The sequence below is a fragment of the Actinopolymorpha sp. B17G11 genome (genome assembly GCF_040196095.1).
In the GTDB taxonomy this organism is placed as follows: domain Bacteria; phylum Actinomycetota; class Actinomycetes; order Propionibacteriales; family Actinopolymorphaceae; genus Thermasporomyces.
In genome coordinates this window covers 345,269-362,515 of the sequence record NZ_JBEFTW010000001.1, presented here as the reverse complement: position 1 = coordinate 362,515, position 17,247 = coordinate 345,269, and the positions used below count along the sequence as shown (strand labels likewise).

The 17,247-nt window shown below is 69.2% G+C and carries 10 protein-coding genes; 7 read left to right on the top strand and 3 right to left on the bottom strand.

Annotation, left to right across the window (positions count from 1 at the left end):
- Positions 1-60 precede the first annotated feature (60 nt).
- Positions 61-1,260: an imidazolonepropionase gene (gene hutI / locus ABN028_RS01585; protein WP_349695333.1), complete on the bottom strand. Its 1,200-nt coding sequence runs from the start codon at positions 1,258-1,260 to the stop codon at positions 61-63.
- A gap of 63 nt (positions 1,261-1,323) precedes the next feature.
- Between hutI and hutH the strand changes: the two genes are divergently transcribed.
- From hutH to ABN028_RS01570, 3 genes are all read left to right on the top strand, one after another.
- A complete protein-coding gene (hutH, locus tag ABN028_RS01580) occupies positions 1,324-2,886 on the top strand; it encodes a histidine ammonia-lyase (RefSeq protein WP_349695332.1) in 1,563 nt (520 codons plus the stop codon).
- Positions 2,887-3,013: 127 nt separating this feature from the next.
- Complete coding sequence (gene hutU, locus ABN028_RS01575) at positions 3,014-4,741, top strand: urocanate hydratase (protein ID WP_349695331.1); 1,728 nt, start codon at positions 3,014-3,016, stop codon at positions 4,739-4,741.
- On the top strand, positions 4,738-5,976 hold the full coding sequence (locus ABN028_RS01570; protein ID WP_349695330.1) for an allantoate amidohydrolase: 1,239 nt from the start codon (positions 4,738-4,740) through the stop codon (positions 5,974-5,976). Before hutU ends, ABN028_RS01570 begins: the two co-directional genes overlap by 4 nt.
- Before the next feature lie 19 nt (positions 5,977-5,995).
- Here the strand turns inward: ABN028_RS01570 and ABN028_RS01565 are convergent, their stop codons facing one another.
- Positions 5,996-7,105 (bottom strand): LacI family DNA-binding transcriptional regulator, encoded by a 1,110-nt coding sequence (locus ABN028_RS01565; RefSeq protein ID WP_349695329.1) that lies wholly within the window; start codon positions 7,103-7,105, stop codon positions 5,996-5,998.
- A gap of 88 nt (positions 7,106-7,193) precedes the next feature.
- Between ABN028_RS01565 and ABN028_RS01560 the strand changes: the two genes are divergently transcribed.
- The 4 genes from ABN028_RS01560 to ABN028_RS01545 all read left to right on the top strand — a co-directional run bounded on the left by ABN028_RS01560 (position 7,194) and on the right by ABN028_RS01545 (position 15,931).
- The gene (locus ABN028_RS01560) at positions 7,194-9,185 is read left to right on the top strand and encodes an ABC transporter substrate-binding protein (RefSeq protein ID WP_349328944.1); all 1,992 of its coding nucleotides are present in this window, start codon (positions 7,194-7,196) and stop codon (positions 9,183-9,185) included.
- A gap of 7 nt (positions 9,186-9,192) precedes the next feature.
- On the top strand, positions 9,193-10,638 hold the full coding sequence (locus ABN028_RS01555; protein WP_349695328.1) for a sulfatase-like hydrolase/transferase: 1,446 nt from the start codon (positions 9,193-9,195) through the stop codon (positions 10,636-10,638).
- A gap of 85 nt (positions 10,639-10,723) precedes the next feature.
- Positions 10,724-12,199 (top strand): sulfatase-like hydrolase/transferase, encoded by a 1,476-nt coding sequence (locus ABN028_RS01550; protein ID WP_349695327.1) that lies wholly within the window; start codon positions 10,724-10,726, stop codon positions 12,197-12,199.
- Positions 12,200-12,307: 108 nt separating this feature from the next.
- The gene (locus ABN028_RS01545; protein ID WP_349695326.1) at positions 12,308-15,931 is read left to right on the top strand and encodes an alpha-glucuronidase family glycosyl hydrolase; all 3,624 of its coding nucleotides are present in this window, start codon (positions 12,308-12,310) and stop codon (positions 15,929-15,931) included.
- Positions 15,932-16,008: 77 nt separating this feature from the next.
- Here the strand turns inward: ABN028_RS01545 and ligD are convergent, their stop codons facing one another.
- Positions 16,009-16,965, bottom strand: a complete 957-nt coding sequence (gene ligD / locus ABN028_RS01540; RefSeq protein WP_349695325.1) for a non-homologous end-joining DNA ligase — start codon at positions 16,963-16,965, stop codon at positions 16,009-16,011.
- Between the last annotated feature and the right edge of the window lie 282 nt (positions 16,966-17,247).

The following is a 17,247-nucleotide window of genomic DNA, read 5'->3' as shown; positions in this document are numbered from 1 at the left end:
GGCAGGCACTTTGTGGACATATCGTCGCCCGCCGGCCCGAACGGTGGGACAGCGGCCGGCTCACCTGGGTGGCGCCACCCGCTCACCTCTCACCCACACCGACGACACCAGTGGGACGCCTGGACGGTAGGCGAGGTAGTCGTAGGTCGGCGCCTCGAGCACCACCAGATCCGCCGGCCGGCCGGGCGTGAGCGCACCGACATCCGTACGCCGCAGTGCCCTCGCCCCACCCGCGGTCGCCGCCCACAACGCCTCGGCCGGGGTCATCCGCATCTCGCGTACGGCGAGGGCGAGACAGAACGCCATGCTCGAGGTGTACGACGAACCCGGATTGCAGTCGGTCGCCAGGGCGAGGACCACACCCGCGTCGAGGAGTCGGCGCGCGTCCGGATACGGCGTACGGGTGGAGAACTCCACGCCTGGAAGGAGAGTCGCCACGGTGCCCGAGTCGGCGAGAGCCGCGACGTCCGCGTCGGACAGGTGGGTGCAGTGGTCGACCGAGGCGGCACCGACCTCGCAGCCCAACGCGACTCCGCCGCCGGGACCCAACTGGTTGGCGTGCAGCCTCGGCATCAGACCGCGCGCCATGCCCGCCCGCAGAACCTCGCGGGCCTGGTCGACATCGAATGCGCCTCGCTCGCAGAACACGTCGATCCACCGGGCGTGTGGCGCGCACGCCTCCAGCATGGCGCCGGTGACGAGATCGACGTACGCATCCGGCCGGCCGGCGAACTCCGGCGGCACCACATGCGCGCCCAGGAACGTCGTCTCCGCCGTCAAGCGGCGCGCCAACCGCAGGGCACGGGCCTCGTCCTCGACGGTCAGCCCGTAGCCGGACTTCACCTCGACCGTCGTCGTGCCCTGCGTACGCATCTCCATGATCAACCGGGACGCGTTGCTGGCAAGGTCATCGTCGCTCGCGGCTCGCGTCGCCGCGACCGTCGACTGGATTCCGCCTGCCGTATAAGGGCGACCGGCCATCCGCGCCGCGAACTCCCCCACCCGGTCGCCGGCGAACATCAGGTGGGCGTGGCTGTCGACGAAGCCGGGAATGACGCACCGGCCGTCGAGGTCGATCCGTACGTCGCTCACCGGCGCGGAGGCCGATGGGCCGACCCAGACCACCCGCCCACCTGCCATGACGAGCGCCGCATCGGGCAGCGCTCCGAGTGCCGTCCCGTCGCCCATGGCCGGATCCATGGTGACGAGCAGCCCGATCCCGTCCAGCAGGGTCGACGTCGCCGCCGGCTCGGACACCATACGAGCCAGGTTAACGAGCGAGTGCGACGCGACAGGTCCGCGACCACGGGAATACTGAGCACCATGACCGCCGCCCCGGTGACCGTCGTTCCCGTCAGCCCATCGCCGCTCACCGAGGCCGAGGTGGTGGCGGTCGCCCGTTCCGACGCCCGCGTGGAGTTGACCCGCGAGGCGTGGACGGCGATCGCGGCCGGGCGGGCCGTGGTCGACGACCTGGCCACCTCCGACCGCCCTGCGTACGGCATCTCGACGGGTTTCGGTGCGCTCGCGACCCGCCACATCCCGCCTGACCGGCGGGCGCACCTGCAGCGCAGCCTGATCCGTTCGCACGCGGCGGGCACCGGCGCGGAGGTCGAACGCGAGGTCGTGCGGGCGATGATGCTGCTCCGCCTGCGGACGCTGGCCACGGGCCACACCGGCGTCCGCCCGGCGACCGCCAACACCCTGGCGGCCGTGCTGAACGCGGGGATCACGCCGGTGGTCCCGGAGTACGGCAGCCTCGGGTGCTCCGGCGACCTCGCCCCGCTCGCCCACGTCGCGCTCGCGCTCACCGGCGAGGGAGACGTGCGGACGAACGACGGTACCCAGCAACCGGCCGCCGAGGCACTCGCCGCTGCCGGCATCGAGCCGGTCGTCCTGGCCGAGAAGGAGGGTCTCGCCCTCATCAACGGCACCGACGGCATGCTCGGCATGCTGCTGCTGGCCTGCCACGACCTGGAGCGGCTCCTCGCAAGCGTCGATGTCGCGGCGGCCATGAGTGTGGAGGCGCTTCTCGGGACCGACCGGGTGCTCGCCGCCGACCTGCAGGAACTCCGTCCGCACCCCGGCCAGGCGGCGGCCGCGCGCCACATGCGGGACCTCCTCGCCGGGTCGGCGATCGTGGCGAGCCATGCCGGACCCGCCGACACCCGAGTGCAGGACGCGTACTCGCTGCGCTGCGCGCCCCAGGTCAACGGCGCCGCCCGCGACACGCTCGCTCACGCCCGGGCGGTGGCGGGCTACGAACTCGCCGCGGCCATCGACAACCCCGTCGTCCTGACCGACGGGGATGGTCGAGGCGGGCGCGTGCAGTCCAACGGCAACTTCCATGGCGCGCCGCTTGCGTACGTCCTCGACTTCCTCGCCATCGCGGTGGCCGACGTGGCGAGCATGTCCGAACGACGGACCGACCGGTTCCTCGACGTCGCCCGCAACCATGGGCTGCCGGCGTTCCTCGCGGACGATCCGGGGGTCGACTCGGGGCACATGCTGGCGCAGTACTCGGCGGCGGGGATCGTGAGCGAGCTGAAGCGGTTGGCGGTACCGGCGAGCGTCGACTCGATCCCGAGCTCGGCGATGCAGGAGGACCACGTGTCGATGGGCTGGTCGGCGGCACGGAAGCTGCGGCGGGCGCTCGACGGGTTGACCCGGGTGGTGGCGATCGAGCTGCTCACCGCGGCCCGTGGACTCGATCTCCGGGCGCCACTGCGCCCCGCGGCCGCGACCGATGCCGTACGCCGAGCACTGCGCGAGCGGGTGCCCGGCCCCGGTCCTGACCGCCAGCTGTCGGTCGAGATCGAGGTCGCGGTGGATTTCGTCCGTTCCGGAGCCGTTCTCGCCGCCGCGGACTCGGTCGCCCCTGGATGAGGGCGGCCCCTGCGCCAAAACAGAAGCTCGGCCCAAAGGTGTCCGACCCCGTGAGCGGGTAGACCGAAAGAACGGAAGACCGGTGGGGCGATAACCCTGAGACGGACATACGAGGGCGGTGGGACGCATGCACGAGACGTCGACGAGCGTGCCGAGGACGGTGACCGCGCCACGCGGCGCGACCCTGCACGCCCGCGGCTGGCCGCAGGAAGCCGCCCTGCGGATGCTGCAGAACAACCTCGACCCCGAGGTCGCCGAGCATCCCGACGAACTGGTCGTCTACGGCGGCACCGGCAAGGCGGCCCGCGACTGGGCCAGCTTCGACGCCATGGTCCGCGCCCTGGAGTGGCTCACCGACGACGAGACCCTGCTGGTGCAGTCGGGCAAGCCGGTCGGCATCCTCCGTACGCACGAATGGGCCCCGCGGGTCCTGCTCGCGAACTCGAACCTGGTGCCCGACTGGGCGAACTGGGAGGAGTTTCGCCGGCTGGAGGCCGCGGGCCTCACGATGTACGGCCAGATGACCGCTGGTTCGTGGATCTACATCGGCACCCAGGGCATCCTGCAGGGCACGTACGAAACGTTCTCGGCGGTGGGTGCCAGGCTGGCCGAGAAGGGGGTCGGACACGGCGTCGACGCGCTGGCCGGGCCCCTCGCGGGCACGCTGACCCTCACCGCCGGGCTTGGCGGCATGGGCGGAGCGCAGCCGCTTGCCGTCACCTTGAACGGTGGAGCCGTCATCTGCGTCGAGTGCGACCCGTCGCGAATCCAGCGCCGCCTGGACCACCGCTACCTCGACGTCCAGGCCGACTCGCTCGACCATGCGCTGGAGCTGGCCGAGGAGGCGACCCGGATCCGCAAGCCGCTCTCCATCGGAGTCCTCGGCAACGCCGCCGAGATGGTGCCGGCGATGCTCGAGATGGGTGCGCCGGTCGACGTCGTGACCGACCAGACATCCGCGCATGACCCGCTGGCGTACCTCCCGCTGGGTGTCGCCTTCGAGGACTGGGCAGACGTACGCCAGAAGGATCCCGCCGGCCTGGTCGAGCGCGCCCGAGAGTCCATGGCCCGCCATGTCGATGCGATGGTCGGCTTCCTCGACGGGGGCGCGGAGGTGTTCGAGTACGGCAACTCGATCCGGGACGAAGCCCGCAAGGGCGGGAGTACGCGGGCGTTCGAGTTCCCGGGCTTCGTTCCTGCCTACATCCGGCCGCTCTTCTGCGAGGGCAAGGGCCCGTTCCGCTGGGTGGCGCTCTCCGGCGACCCGGCCGACATCGCCAGGACCGATGCCGCGGTGCTCGAGATGTTCCCGCACGACGCCGCACTGGACCGCTGGCTGACACACGCGAGGCTACGAGTGAAGTTCCAGGGCCTGCCGGCGCGGATCTGCTGGCTGGGGTACGGCCAGCGCGACCAGGCGGGCGTGCGGTTCAACGAGATGGTGGCCTCGGGCGAGCTCAAGGCGCCGATCGTCATCGGCCGCGACCATCTGGACTGCGGTTCCGTCGCCTCGCCGTACCGCGAAACTGAAGGCATGCTCGACGGCTCCGACGCGATCGCGGACTGGCCGCTGCTCAACGCGATGACGAACGTCGCGTCCGGTGCGTCCTGGGTGTCGATCCACCACGGCGGCGGGGTCGGCATCGGGCGGTCGATCCACGCCGGCCAGGTGTGCGTCGCCGACGGAACCGCGCTCGCGGGAAAGAAGATCGAGCGGGTCCTCACCAACGATCCGGCGACCGGGGTGCTCCGCCACGTCGACGCCGGATACCCCGAAGCCGAACGGGTCGCCGAGGCGCGAGGACTGCCGATCCCGACCCGCGACCACGGGCGGACCGAGGATGACGCGCTGTGAGGTCGACGTCGTTCGAGGCGATGTGGAAAGACCTGGCCGCGCTCGGCCGCGACCCCCGCACGGGCGGATATCGCCGGTACGCCTGGACTCCCGCCCTCCGCGCCTGCGAATCCTGGTTCACCGACGAGGCCGGGAGGCGTGGCTTGACACTCGAGGCCGACGGCAACGGCAACGCCGTCGCCTGGTGGCGCCCAGGCCCGCTGCGGCTGGAAGGCGGCGTGATCACCGGCAGCCACCTCGACTCCGTACCCGATGGCGGTGCGTACGACGGACCCCTCGGTGTGGTTTCCGCGCTCGCCGCGGTGGATGTGCTGTGCGAGCGCGGTGTCCGGCCTTCGCGGCCGCTCGGCATCGCCGTCTTCATCGAGGAGGAGGGTGCGCGTTTCGGCCTGTCCTGCCTGGGTTCCCGGCTCATGACCGGAGCACTCGCAGCCGACCAGGCGAACCTGCTGCGCGACGCCGACGGCACCCAGCTCCCCGAGGCGGTCGCGGCCATGGGCCTCGAACCCCGGTTCGGACCGTCACTCGACCTGCTGTGCGATCCGGTGGCGTTCGTCGAGCTGCACATCGAACAGGGTCGCGCCCTGGCCGACCTCGACGCCCCAGTCGGCCTCGCCACCGGGATCTGGCCACACGGTCGATGGCGGTTCACCTTCACCGGCGAGGCCAACCATGCTGGTACGACCCGGATGGCGGACCGGCGCGACCCGATGCTGACCTACGCCATGACCGCCCTCGCCGCCAACAAGCGCGCCCGGCTCGCCGAAACTGGGACCGGTGAAGGTTCCGGCGCGAGGGCGACCTTCGGCAGGGTCGAGGTCGCGCCGAACGGCGTCAACGCCATCGCCGGGACAGTCACCGCCTGGCTCGACGCCCGCGCCGCCGACGAGACCGCTCTCCAGTCACTCGTCGACGACATCATGCGACAGGCTCACGACCGGGCAGCGCGGGACGGCACCACGCTCGCCGTGGTTGCCGAGTCCGTCACGCCGGCTGTGGCCTTCGACGAGAGACTGCGTGCGCGGCTCGTCCGACGGCTCGGCGACCTGCCCATGCTGCCGACCCAGGCCGGCCACGACGCCGGCATCCTCGCCACAGCGGGCGTTCCCGCCGCGATGCTCTTCGTACGCAATCCGACGGGTGTGTCGCACTCTCCCACGGAGTACGCCGACCCGGCCGACTGCCTCGCCGGCGTCCACGCGTTGGCCGACGCCCTCGAGGAGCTCCTCACCTGATGCGTCGCGGCGGTCACCCTCAACCAGCAGGCCCGGCCGTGCTCTCCCGCACCTTCAGTGCGAACTCCACGTGGACCTCGCGAGGTGGCGGCGGCGTGCGGTTGCTCACCCGCTGTTCCAGCAGATCGACGGCGATCTCCGCGATGGCGCGCTTGTCCGGCGAGATCGTGGTCAGCGAGGGGGTGGAGATCCGTCCGTACGGAATGTCGTCGTGTCCCACGATTGCGATGTCGTGGGGTACGCGGAGCCCGCGCCGGTGGATGGTCCGCAACGCGCCCAGCGCCAGGAGGTCGGTGAAACAGAAGACCGCGTCGGGCGGATCACCGAGGTCGAGCAACTCCTCCATGGCGGCCGCTCCCGCCTCGCCGACGTAACGCGTCGTCTGTCGGATGAGGTCCGGCTCGACCGGCAACCCTGCCTCGGTCAACGCCTGCTGGTAACCCTCCAGCCGCTGCCTGGATGCGCCGCGTGCCCCGCTGCCCTTGGCACCGATCGCGGCCACGCGCCGGCGACCGAGATCGAGCAGGTGCGTGGTCGCCGTTCGCGCCGCCGCCACGTTGTCGATCGACACGTGGTCGAACATCCCGTCGTAGATGACCTCACCCAGCAGCACCATCGGAGTCGCATCGGTCCGCCGGCGTAGCGCAGCCGCGCTGGTCCGGCTCGGGCTGAAGAGCAGTCCGTCGATACGCCGGGACAGGTCGCCGTCGAGGATCCGCTGCTCGTCCGTCCGGTCGCTCATGGTCTGCTCGATCAGCACCACCCACGACCGGCGCTGTGCCACGTCGACGACGTGCCGGGCGAGCTCGCTGAAGTACGGCATGTCGAGCTGCGAGATCACCAGCGCGATGATGCCCGTCCGGCCCTGGGCGAGGTTGCGGGCAGACAGGTTGGGACGGTAGCCGAGCTCACTGATCGCCTCGAGGACCCGCGACCGGGTGTGTTCGGCCACGAACGGGAACTCGTTGATGACGTTGGAGACCGTCTTCTTCGACACCCCGGCTCGCGCGGCGACGTCGGCGAGCCGAGGCCTGCCCGCCGCCCGGTTCACGTCCATCCGTCCCACCGCCTCTCTGTTCCGTCCACCGGTCGGGTCCACGCCCATCTGCCCGGTCGGGTCCACGTCCATCGGCCGGTCGTGTCCAATCTTGGCAGACGACGTCTTTACACCGGTGTTTACACCGGTGTAAAACTGGTGCGACATCGAGGAGGTCGCCATGACGAATCCACCAGATGTCCAGCCCGGTCACCGCCCGGGGGTAACCAGGCGACGTCTCCTGGCAACCGCCGGGATGGGTCTGGCGGCGTCTTCGTTGCCCGGGTGCGACCTGTTGAGCACCGATCCGGGCGGCAGGTCGCCCCGGGGCACCGCCCGGGGCAAGGGCAAGGAAGCACCTGAGCTCGCCGCGCAGGTCAAGCAGGGCCGCCTTCCCGCGGTCAAGGAGCGCCTGCCGGCCACCCCGATGGTCATCACACCGCTCGAGGAGACGGGCAGGTACGGCGGACAGCTCAACCTGCTCGGCCTGGCTGAGACCGTCGATGTCAACACGACGCTCGGCTATGAGAACCTCGTGCGCTGGAAGCCCGGCGTCGACACCGACCTCACCGCGGACCAGGTGATCCCCAACGTGGCGGAGAAGGTCGAGGCCAGCGCCGACGGTGCGGAGTACACCTTCACGCTCCGCAGGGGCATGCGATGGTCCGACGGCAGGCCGTTCGGCGCCGACGACATCCTCTTCTGGTACGAAGCTGTCGCGTCGAACCGCGAGCTGACGCCCATCCCGATCGACTGGCTGGTCATCGACGGCGAACCGTTCACCGTCGAGAAGGTCGACGACCACACCGTGGTGTTCCGCTTCCCCCAGCCCAACGGGCTGTTCATGGTCAACCTCGCGACCCAGCGTGGGACGGTCATCACCGACTTCCCGGCCCACTACATGAAGCAGTTCCACCCCGACCATGTGGCCGACATCGACGACGTGGTGAAGGGATCTGACAGCGACACCTGGATCGACCTCTTCCTGTCCAAGGCCAACCGGGCGGAGAATCCCGAGCGGCCAGTCATCGACGCCTGGCGGCTCACCTCCGCGATCAGCGACTCGGGGCGTCCGGTCGCGGAGCGGAATCCGTACTACTGGAAGGTCGACCAGGACGGACGCCAGCTGCCCTATCTCGACAGCGTCGCGTTCGACCTGGTGCAGGACCCGGAGACCGCCGTCCTCAAGGCGACCAACGGTGACTTCCATCTCGTCGACGTCGGCATCAACCAGATCCGCAACAAGCCGGTGTTCGCCCGCAGCCGGGACAAGGCGGGCTACGACTTCTTCGAGACGATTCCGCAACAGATGAACCAGATGATCCTCATGGTGAACCTCACCCACAAGGATCCGGCGTTGCGGGAGATCTTCGCCAACAGGGACTTCCGGATCGGGCTCTCTCACGCGATCAACCGCCAGGAGATCATCAACGCGGTGTTCCAGCGCCAGGGTGAGCCGTGGCAGGCGGCGCCGCGACCGGAGTCGCCGTACTACAACGAGAAACTCGCCAAGCAGTACACCGAGTACGACCTCGATGTCGCGAACGACTTCCTCGACAAGGTGCTGCCCGACAAGGACACGGGCGGCATCCGGCTCCGCCCGGACGGCGAGAAACTGTTCTTCCAGGTCGAGGTCACGACCAGCTTCCCCGACCTGATCGACGCCCTTGAACTCGTGCGCGCACACTGGCGCAAGGTCGGCATCGACATGAGAGTCAAGAGCGAGGACCAGTCCCTCTTCTTCGAACGCATGGAAGCCAACGCCCATGACGCCTGTGTCTGGATCGGCGGCGGCGGACTTGGCGCCACGATGGATCCCTTCTACTACATGCCGTACAACTTCAACACCCGCTACGCGATGTCGTGGTACTACTGGTACTTCGACCCCGACGACAAGCGCGCGGAGGAGCCGCCTCCCGAGACCAGGCGGCAGATCGCGATGTACCGGGAGATGCTGAGCACCGGCGACCAGCAGCGTCAGCATGACCTGATGACGCAGATCATGGACATCGCCGTCGAGCAGTTCTACTGCATGGGGATCGCGCTGCGGAAACGCGAGTACGGCATCGTCGCGAACGACCTGCGAAACACCGCGAAGGTGGCGGTCACCGGCTGGCTGCACGCCAACCTGATGCCGGAGAATCCGCAGACCTACTACTTCGCCGAGCAGTGAGGGCGCTATGACGCCGCAGCCACCGAACATCCTTCTCCTGTGCACCGACCAGCAACGCTTCGACGCGCTTCGGGCGTACGGGAACGACCAGATCGACACGCCGAACCTCGACCGGCTGGCCGCTGCGGGGGTGCTGTTCGAGAACTGCTACGTACAGAACCCGGTGTGCGGGCCGTCGCGCGCCAGCCTGATGACGGGACGCTATGTGCACGCGCACGGCCTGTGGGCCAACGGTGTGGCGCCCCCGGAGCACGAACGGATGTTCACCAACGACCTCGCCGACGCCGGCTACGACTGCGGGCTCGTCGGGAAGTTCCACCTCGCGGCGTGTGCGGGCGGGCGGACGGAGCCGCGGCGGGACGACGGCTTCCGGGTGTTCCGCTGGGCGCACGATCCCTACCCCGGTTCGTCGGAGAACGCCTACCACCGCTGGCTGCGGGCGTTCCGTCCCGATCTGTATGACGCGGCCGTCGATCCCGGGTCGCCGGTCACGTTCGACACGATGCCCACCGAGGCGCACTACAGCCACTGGATCGGCGACGAGACGATCTCCTTCCTGCGCTCGGATCGCCTGCGGGACAGGCCGTTCTGCTTCGTCGCGAACTTCTTCGATCCGCACCACGGCTTCGGCGCGCCGAAGGAGTACACCGACCGCTACGACCCGCAGGCGTTGTCGCGCCCGGTCACCACACCCGACGAACTCGCCGGCAAGCCGCCGATCTTCACCGAGGCGTCGGCGAAGTCCTACGGCGGCCACGCGAAGGGCTATGTCGAGTACACCGAGGACGAACTCCAGGAGACCAAGGCCGCCTACTACGCGATGGTGAGCCTCGTCGACGCCGAGGTGGGCCGGATCCTCGCCACGCTTGACGAAGAGGGACTCGCGGAGAACACGCTCGTCATCTTCACCAGTGACCATGGCGAGATGCTCGGCGACCACCAGCTGATGCTCAAAGGGCCGATGATGTACGACTGTGCGGTCCGGGTCCCGCTGCTGATGCGCTGGACCGGCGTGCTCCCAGCAGGCGTACGTAGGAGCGAGCTGGTGCAGTGGATCGACCTCGGCGCGACGGTGCTCGACGCGGCCGGACTCCCGCCCCTTCCACGAGGGCAGGGCGCGAGCCTGCTGGATCTGGCGCGCGGCGAGGAGGACGCGTGGCAACGCGACTGGGCGCTGAGTGAGTACCGCGACAGCGGTCATCCGTACGATCCGGCCGTCCACACGACGATGCTGCGGCACGACCGCTGGAAGCTCGTCGTCCACCATGGCGAGCCCGCCACCGCCCGTGCCCGCACGGGTGAACTCTACGATCTCGTCGCCGATCCGCACGAACTCACCAACCTGTGGGACGACCCGGAACGCGCGCCCGTACGCCTTGCCCTGCAGGAGAAACTGCTCGACGTGCTCGTGGCGACCGAGGATCGAAGCCAACCGCGCGAGGCGTACTGGTGAGGGTCCGGAGATCGAGACGCCCGAGACCGGGAGGCCGGGGACCGGCAGCGCCGATGACGAGCGTTCGGACGACGAGGAGTCGCACATGAGGACGGCCGCAACGCCGAACGTCCTGCTGGTGATGACCGACCAGCACCGCGCAGACTTCACGCGAGGTGCGGGTTTCGCTCTCGACACCATGCCCTTCCTCGATGCCCTCGCCGCCTCCGGCACACGCCTCCGCAACGCCTACACCACCGCTCCGGCGTGCGTACCGGCGCGGACCAGCCTGCTCACCGGGCGCTTTCCGTCCGCCCACCGGGTACGCCAGAACTCCGCGGTGCGCGAGGTGGTCCGTGGCGCCGATCTGCTCGACGTGCTCGACGATGCGGACTACTCGCTGCACTTCGCCGGCAAGACGCATATGTACCGCGCGAAGGAGGACTTCGACTCCTTCGCGGGCCCGTACTGGCACGAACGTGGGCCGGACGAGACCGACGCGCAGCGGGACTTCTCGACATGGCTGCGGTCGATCGACCACGGGCCGAGCCTGGAACCCACGCCGTTTCCGCTCGAGTGCCAGTATCCGTACCGCATCGTCTCCGATGCCATCGCGGGCCTGAAGAAGCGCGACCCGGATCGTCCGTTCTTCAGTTGGGTGTCGTTTCCCGAACCCCACAACCCCTATCAGGCGCCCGAACCGTACTTCTCGCTGTTCGACGAGGCCGACGTGCCGGATCGTGCGTGCGGCCCCGAGGCGGCCGAGGCGAAGGGCGGTACGTACCGCTGGCTGCGGGAACTCCTGGAGGAGAAGCGGCCCGGCTACGACCGACTCTGGCGCCGTTATCGCGCGACCTACTGCGGCATGTTGCGGCTCATCGACGACCAGATCCGCCGCCTGGTGGACTTCCTCGACGACGAAGGGCTCGCCCACAACACCCTGGTCGTGTTCGTCGCCGACCACGGCGACTACGTGGGTGACTACGGCCTGCAGCGCAAGGGCGCCGGCATGCCGGATGTGCTGATGCGGATCCCGTTCGTCGTGGCCGGTCCGGGCATCGTCACGCGCGACAACGCCACCGATCAGGTATCCCTTGCCGACCTGTTTCCCACGCTGTGCGAGGCGATCGGGCGGGACATCCCCTTTGGCGTGCAGGGGCGGAGCCTGTGGCCGATGCTGACCGGTGGCGACTATCCGGCCGAGGAGTTCGCGAGCGTCTATGCCGAACGCGGATTCGGTGGCCTGCCGTACGACGCGGACGCGCGGCCACCGTTGCATTTCGCGTACGAGGGAACGATGTACGACGAGCTCAACAGCGTCACGCAGAGCGGCACGACCCGGATGCTGCGGCAGGGGCGTTGGAAGCTGCTCTACGACGTGACGGGCCGTGGGGAGCTGTACGACCTGGCCGAGGACCCGGCCGAACTGCACAACCGGTGGGCCGATCCGGCCGTTCGCGACGTCCGCGCCGACCTCACCGAGCGGCTGCTGTGGTGGTCGACCCGGGTGGTCGACGACCTGCCGCGCGCCGCGTACGAACCCCTCCGCACCACCCACAACTACGCCACCCGTTGGCCATGACGGCCACTTACATCGAGGCGCCTTGACGTCGGCGCGCGGTCTTCCTAGCCTCAGAAACCGATTTCTCAGTCGTGGGAGAACCCGCAGCGTCGAGCCGGAGGGCGTCACATGGGTCCCGAGTTCACCCGTCGCAGCGTTCTGGCTGGCAGCGCTGCTTTGTTGGGCGCCAACCTGCTGGCGGACCCGACCCAGGCGTTCGCCGCCCTCGCGGCCGGCGAGGAGGACAGCCACGAGCTGTGGCTGCGCTATCGGCTGGTCAGTTCTTCCACGCTGCTGAACGCGTACCGGCGAACGCTGACGCACGTCGTCAGTGCCGGTGGTGGGGCCGTTCTGCGTTCTGCGGTTGATGAACTGCGGCGCGGTGTGTCGGGCTTGACCGGGCGGGAGGTGCCGGAGGAGGACGAACCCGTTCGCGACGGCGCGGTGATCGTGGGTACGCCGGAGTCCTCCGCTCTCATCGCGCAGCACGTCGACGCCGCTGAGCTGGCCGGGTTGGGCCCGGAAGGCTACGTACTCCGACGACGCCAGGTGAACGGACTCGACGCGATTCTCGTGGCGAGCAACGGCGACCGTGGCGTGCTCTACGGCGCGTTCCACCTGCTGCGGCTCGTTCAGACCCACCAGCGCCTCGACGCCCTCGACATCGGCGAGCGGCCGGTCAACCAACTCCGCCTGGCCAACCACTGGGACAACCTCGACCGCAGCGTCGAACGCGGATACGCCGGACCTTCGATCTTCCACTGGGACGAGCTGCCGACCGTCCTGCCGCACTACGTCGACTACGCCCGCGCGCTCGCGTCGGTCGGCATGAACGGCACGGTGGTCAACAACGTCAACGCCAACCCGGAGTTTCTCTCCACCGAGATGCTGGAGAAGCTGACCGGGCTGGCGGCGGTCCTGCAGGCATGGGGCGTCACGCTCTACCTCTCGGCGAACTTCGCCAGCCCGATCGTGCTGGGCGGGCTTTCGACGGCGGACCCGTTCGACGCGGACGTGCAGGCATGGTGGCGGGACAAGTCCCGCGAAGTCTACGACCTGATCCCCGACCTGGGCGGCTTCCTCGTCAAGGCCGACTCCGAGGGACAACCCGGCCCGCTCACCTACGGACGTACGCACGCCGACGGCGCCAACCTGCTGGCCGACGCGGTGCGGCCGTACGGCGGAATCGTCATGTGGCGGGCGTTCGTCCACGACTTCAACCCGCAGACGTGGGCCCACAAGTCGTACGAGACATTTACGCCGCTCGATGGAGAGTTCGCCGAGAACGTCGTTCTGCAGATCAAGAACGGGCCGATCGACTTCCAGGTCCGCGAGCCGGTGCATCCGTTGTTCGGCGCGCTGCCGCGCACGAACTCGATGCTCGAGTTGCAGATCACCCAGGAGTACACCGGTCAGTCCACCCATCTGTGTTACCTGGTGCCGATGTGGAAGGAGGTCTACGACTTCGACACCCACGCGACTGGCGACGGTCCGCTTGTCGCGGACATCATCGACGGGTCGGCGTACGGCTATGCACACAGCGGTGTCGCGGGCGTGATGAACGTCGGCTCCGACACCAACTGGACCGGCCACCACCTCGCCGCGGCCAACACGCACGGGTTCGGCCGCCTCGCGTGGAATCCCGGACTCGCGCCTGCCGAGATCGCCGAGGAGTGGGTACGCATGACCTTCGGCCTGGATCGCGATCTCGTTCAGGTCCTCACCCAGATGTTGCTGCGGTCATGGGAGATCTACGAGGCGTACACCTCGCCGTTGGGTGTCGGCTTCCTGATCGGCGGCGACCACTTCACTCCCGACCCGTGGGGCAACGTCCCGTGGCACCAGGCCGATGCCGAGGGAACCGGGTTCGACCGTACGGTGGCCACCGGCATCGGCTACACCGGCCTCTACCATCCTCCGGTGGCACGGATGTACGAGTCGCTGGCCACGTGTCCCGACGAGCTGCTCCTGTTCATGCATCACGTGCCGTACGGCCATCGCCTGCACTCCGGCAAGACCGTCATCCAGCACATCTACGACAGCCACTTCGACGGGCTGGACCAGGCGAGGCGGCTGCGTCAGCTGTGGAACGCAGTGGGGAGCCGGGTCGACGCCCGGCGCTATGCGGAGACGCTGGAGCGGTTCGACGGCCAGGTCGAGCAGGCCGTCTTGTGGCGGGATTCGGTCGTCGGCCTCTACTTCGAACAGGGCAAGGTCCTCGACGAGAAACGGGAATGGGTGCAGGTGCGGCCCGCCGAGACGACGGTGCTGCTCGGCGGCTGGCCGAACGTCCTGAAGCTCCGGGTCGGCAACGCCTCGGCGAAGCAGCGCGAGGTGACGGTGGGTGTCGCGGCGGCGCCCGGGTGGAGCAGCGGCACCGACACCGCGGCGCTGGCGTCGCGTGAGTTCGGCGTACTCGCGGTTCCAATCACGCCGCCGATCGCGCCCCAGATCGGCATGGTGCAGGCAGTTGTCGATGCGGGCGGCCTTCCGGTTCTCGGGCCGTCGACGCCGGTGATCACCGCTCCAGCCGGGCCGCACTGCGTACTCGCCCTCGACGCGGGATCCGTCTCCAGCCCGCTCCTTCCCGGCTATCGGCGGCTGTCGCCTTCCTCCGGGTGGGACGCGGCGGTCGGGTACGGCTGGGTGGGGGCGGCACCCCAGTCGCGGGACCGCGGCGGACCTGACACGCTGCGGCGGGACTTCGTCAACGACACGACCGCTCGGACGCTGCGTATCGCCTTACCAGCAGGCGTTCTCGATGCCTACGTCCTTGTCGGCGATGCGGGTGCCGGCTCCTGGCCCACGTTCGTTCGGGCCGACGGCGAGCTCATGGCCGAGAGCGTGTTCCTGGAGAACAACTCCTACGTCTGGCTGCGTTTCAGCCTGGACGGAGGAGCGGACGGGCGGGAGGTCGACCTGGAGTTTTCCGGCGCTCCTGACCAGCACTGGCATCTCAATGCGCTCGTCCTGCGTGATCCCGCCGCTTCGCCGCCGCGCGCCGGCGTGGGAGCTGTGGAGGCGACCTCGCCGATGTTCGGCGGCCAGGACTCCGCGGTGACGGTGGATGTGGTGAACCTGACCGACGCCGACATTGCGTTCGCCGCCCGCGTGGAAGTCCCTGAGGGCTGGTCGGCACAGGACGCGGTGGCCACCGTTCCGGCGGGCGCTGGCAGCGCCCTCGAGGTGACCGTCGTCGCTGCGGGGACGCCGGTGTTTGCGACCCTGCGGGTCGGGGTGACGGCCGATGGCGAGCCGGTCGGGGACGATCGGCTTGTCGACGTACTCGCGGTTCCATCTGGCGACGCCGCTCTTCTTGCCATCGACGCCGGGCCCGCGTCGGCGCCTCTGCTGGCGGGCTATCGACGGCTCTCACCGGACGACGAGTGGGATGGTGCCGCAGGTTATGGCTGGGTCGGTGCCGCGCCGCAGTCGCGGGACCGTGCCGTGCTCGATCCACTCCGCCGGGATTTCGTCAACGACGTGAACCCCCGGGTGCTCCGGCTTTCGGTACCAACAGGCGAGTGCGACGTCTTCCTGCTCGTGGGCGACGGGACGCAGCCATCGCAGCCGACGTACGTCCGATCCGGGGGTGCGCTGGTGGGTGAGAGCGCGCCGCTGGGCGTGGGGGAATTCGCGTGGGTACGGTTCACGCTCGACGGCGGGCCATCTGGACGCGAGGTGGATCTGGAGCTGTCCGGTGTGCCAGCTGAACACTGGCGCCTCAACTCGCTGGTGATGATGAGCCGGTGAGTCGTTCGTCGTCTGTGACGACGGCAATGCGGCCTTGCCCGTAAGGCATCCTGGTACGACCCGCACGAGGCTGCGCGCTACCGGCCCTCGCGGCGGGCGCGGGCCCGGCGCTTGCCCTCATGCATCGCTTGGACGCGGGCGACGGGGATCGCACGCCCCTCCTCGACCAGTTCGGTGCTCAGGCGCTGTGGCTCGGGCATGTGGGCGGCCCACGGGTCGTCGTCGCCGAGCAACCCCGGGGCCGTACGCAGGGTGAAGTCGCCCGGCGTGATCCGGTCGAGGTCGTCCCAACCCACCGGGAACGAGACCGGGACGCCCGGCCGAAGGCGCGGACTGTACGCCGCCACCACCGTGGCCCCACCGGCCCGGGTCGAGTCGAGGAACACCTTGCCGCCACGATCCTCCCGGATGAACGCCGTCGTGGCGAGTGCCGGGTCGAGTCGTTCGGCCCGGACCGCGATGGCCCGCGTGGCAGCGGCGGCCTCCTCCGTGGTCGCCTGCTCGTCCAGCGGTACGAAGACGTGCAGGCCCTTCGCCCCGCTGGTCTTCACCGCGCCAACCAGGTCGAGGTCGGCCAGCGCTTGGCGGACCAGACGCGCGGCGCCGACGACCGGTGCGAACGCGTCACCGTCCGGCGGGTCGAGGTCGAGGACGAGATGGGTCGGGTGGTGCAGCCCTTCGGCAAGGGCCAGGGTCGGGTGGTATTCGACCGCCCGCTGATTGGCGAACCACAGCAGCGTGCGCCGGTCGTTGCACAGTGCGTACGCCACCTCGCGTTGGGACGATTCCGCCCACAACATGACCGTGCGTACCCACGACGGCGTGTACTTCGGGACGTTCTTCTGCATGAACGGCGCCTGACCACGCAGGATGCGCACCACGGACAGCGGCCGGTCGGTCAGCACCCGGACGAGGCGGTCGCCGATGGTGTCCAGATAGTCCACCAAGTCCCGCTTCGTCGCGTTGTCGCCAGCGAGCAACGGCTGGTCGAGGTTGGTCAGCGAAACCCCGTCGCGCTCCTCACCGCCGCTCATCGCCGATCACCTTCCCAGTTTCTCTGCCCGCCAGCGATGAGTTCGGCCGGCTCGAATAGTCACCACTCACGTGCGGCGCCTTAACTGCCTGGAACGAGGAGACCACATGACGGACGCACAAAGCCAGCCGAAGGCCGACACACTGAGCGGCCCTCCGCCGGATGACACCGAGGGTCGGTGATCCCCATGTGCCCACTGTGTATCGCGACCATCGGAGCCCTGGCCTCCGGCGCGGCGGTCTTCGTCAAGAAGGTCCGCGCCAGAACGGACATCGCACCAACC

Excerpts from the sequence above, each read along its gene's own strand:
- hutI (WP_349695333.1), bottom strand. The coding sequence starts at position 1,260 with ATGGTGTCCGAGCCGGCGGCGACGTCGACCCTGCTGGACGGGATCGGG.
- hutH (WP_349695332.1), top strand. The coding sequence starts at position 1,324 with ATGACCGCCGCCCCGGTGACCGTCGTTCCCGTCAGCCCATCGCCGCTC.
- hutU (WP_349695331.1), top strand. The coding sequence starts at position 3,014 with ATGCACGAGACGTCGACGAGCGTGCCGAGGACGGTGACCGCGCCACGC.
- ABN028_RS01565 (WP_349695329.1), bottom strand. The coding sequence starts at position 7,105 with ATGGACGTGGACCCGACCGGGCAGATGGGCGTGGACCCGACCGGTGGA.
- ABN028_RS01560 (WP_349328944.1), top strand. The coding sequence starts at position 7,194 with ATGACGAATCCACCAGATGTCCAGCCCGGTCACCGCCCGGGGGTAACC.
- ABN028_RS01555 (WP_349695328.1), top strand. The coding sequence starts at position 9,193 with ATGACGCCGCAGCCACCGAACATCCTTCTCCTGTGCACCGACCAGCAA.
- ABN028_RS01550 (WP_349695327.1), top strand. The coding sequence starts at position 10,724 with ATGAGGACGGCCGCAACGCCGAACGTCCTGCTGGTGATGACCGACCAG.
- ABN028_RS01545 (WP_349695326.1), top strand. The coding sequence starts at position 12,308 with ATGGGTCCCGAGTTCACCCGTCGCAGCGTTCTGGCTGGCAGCGCTGCT.
- ligD (WP_349695325.1), bottom strand. The coding sequence starts at position 16,965 with ATGAGCGGCGGTGAGGAGCGCGACGGGGTTTCGCTGACCAACCTCGAC.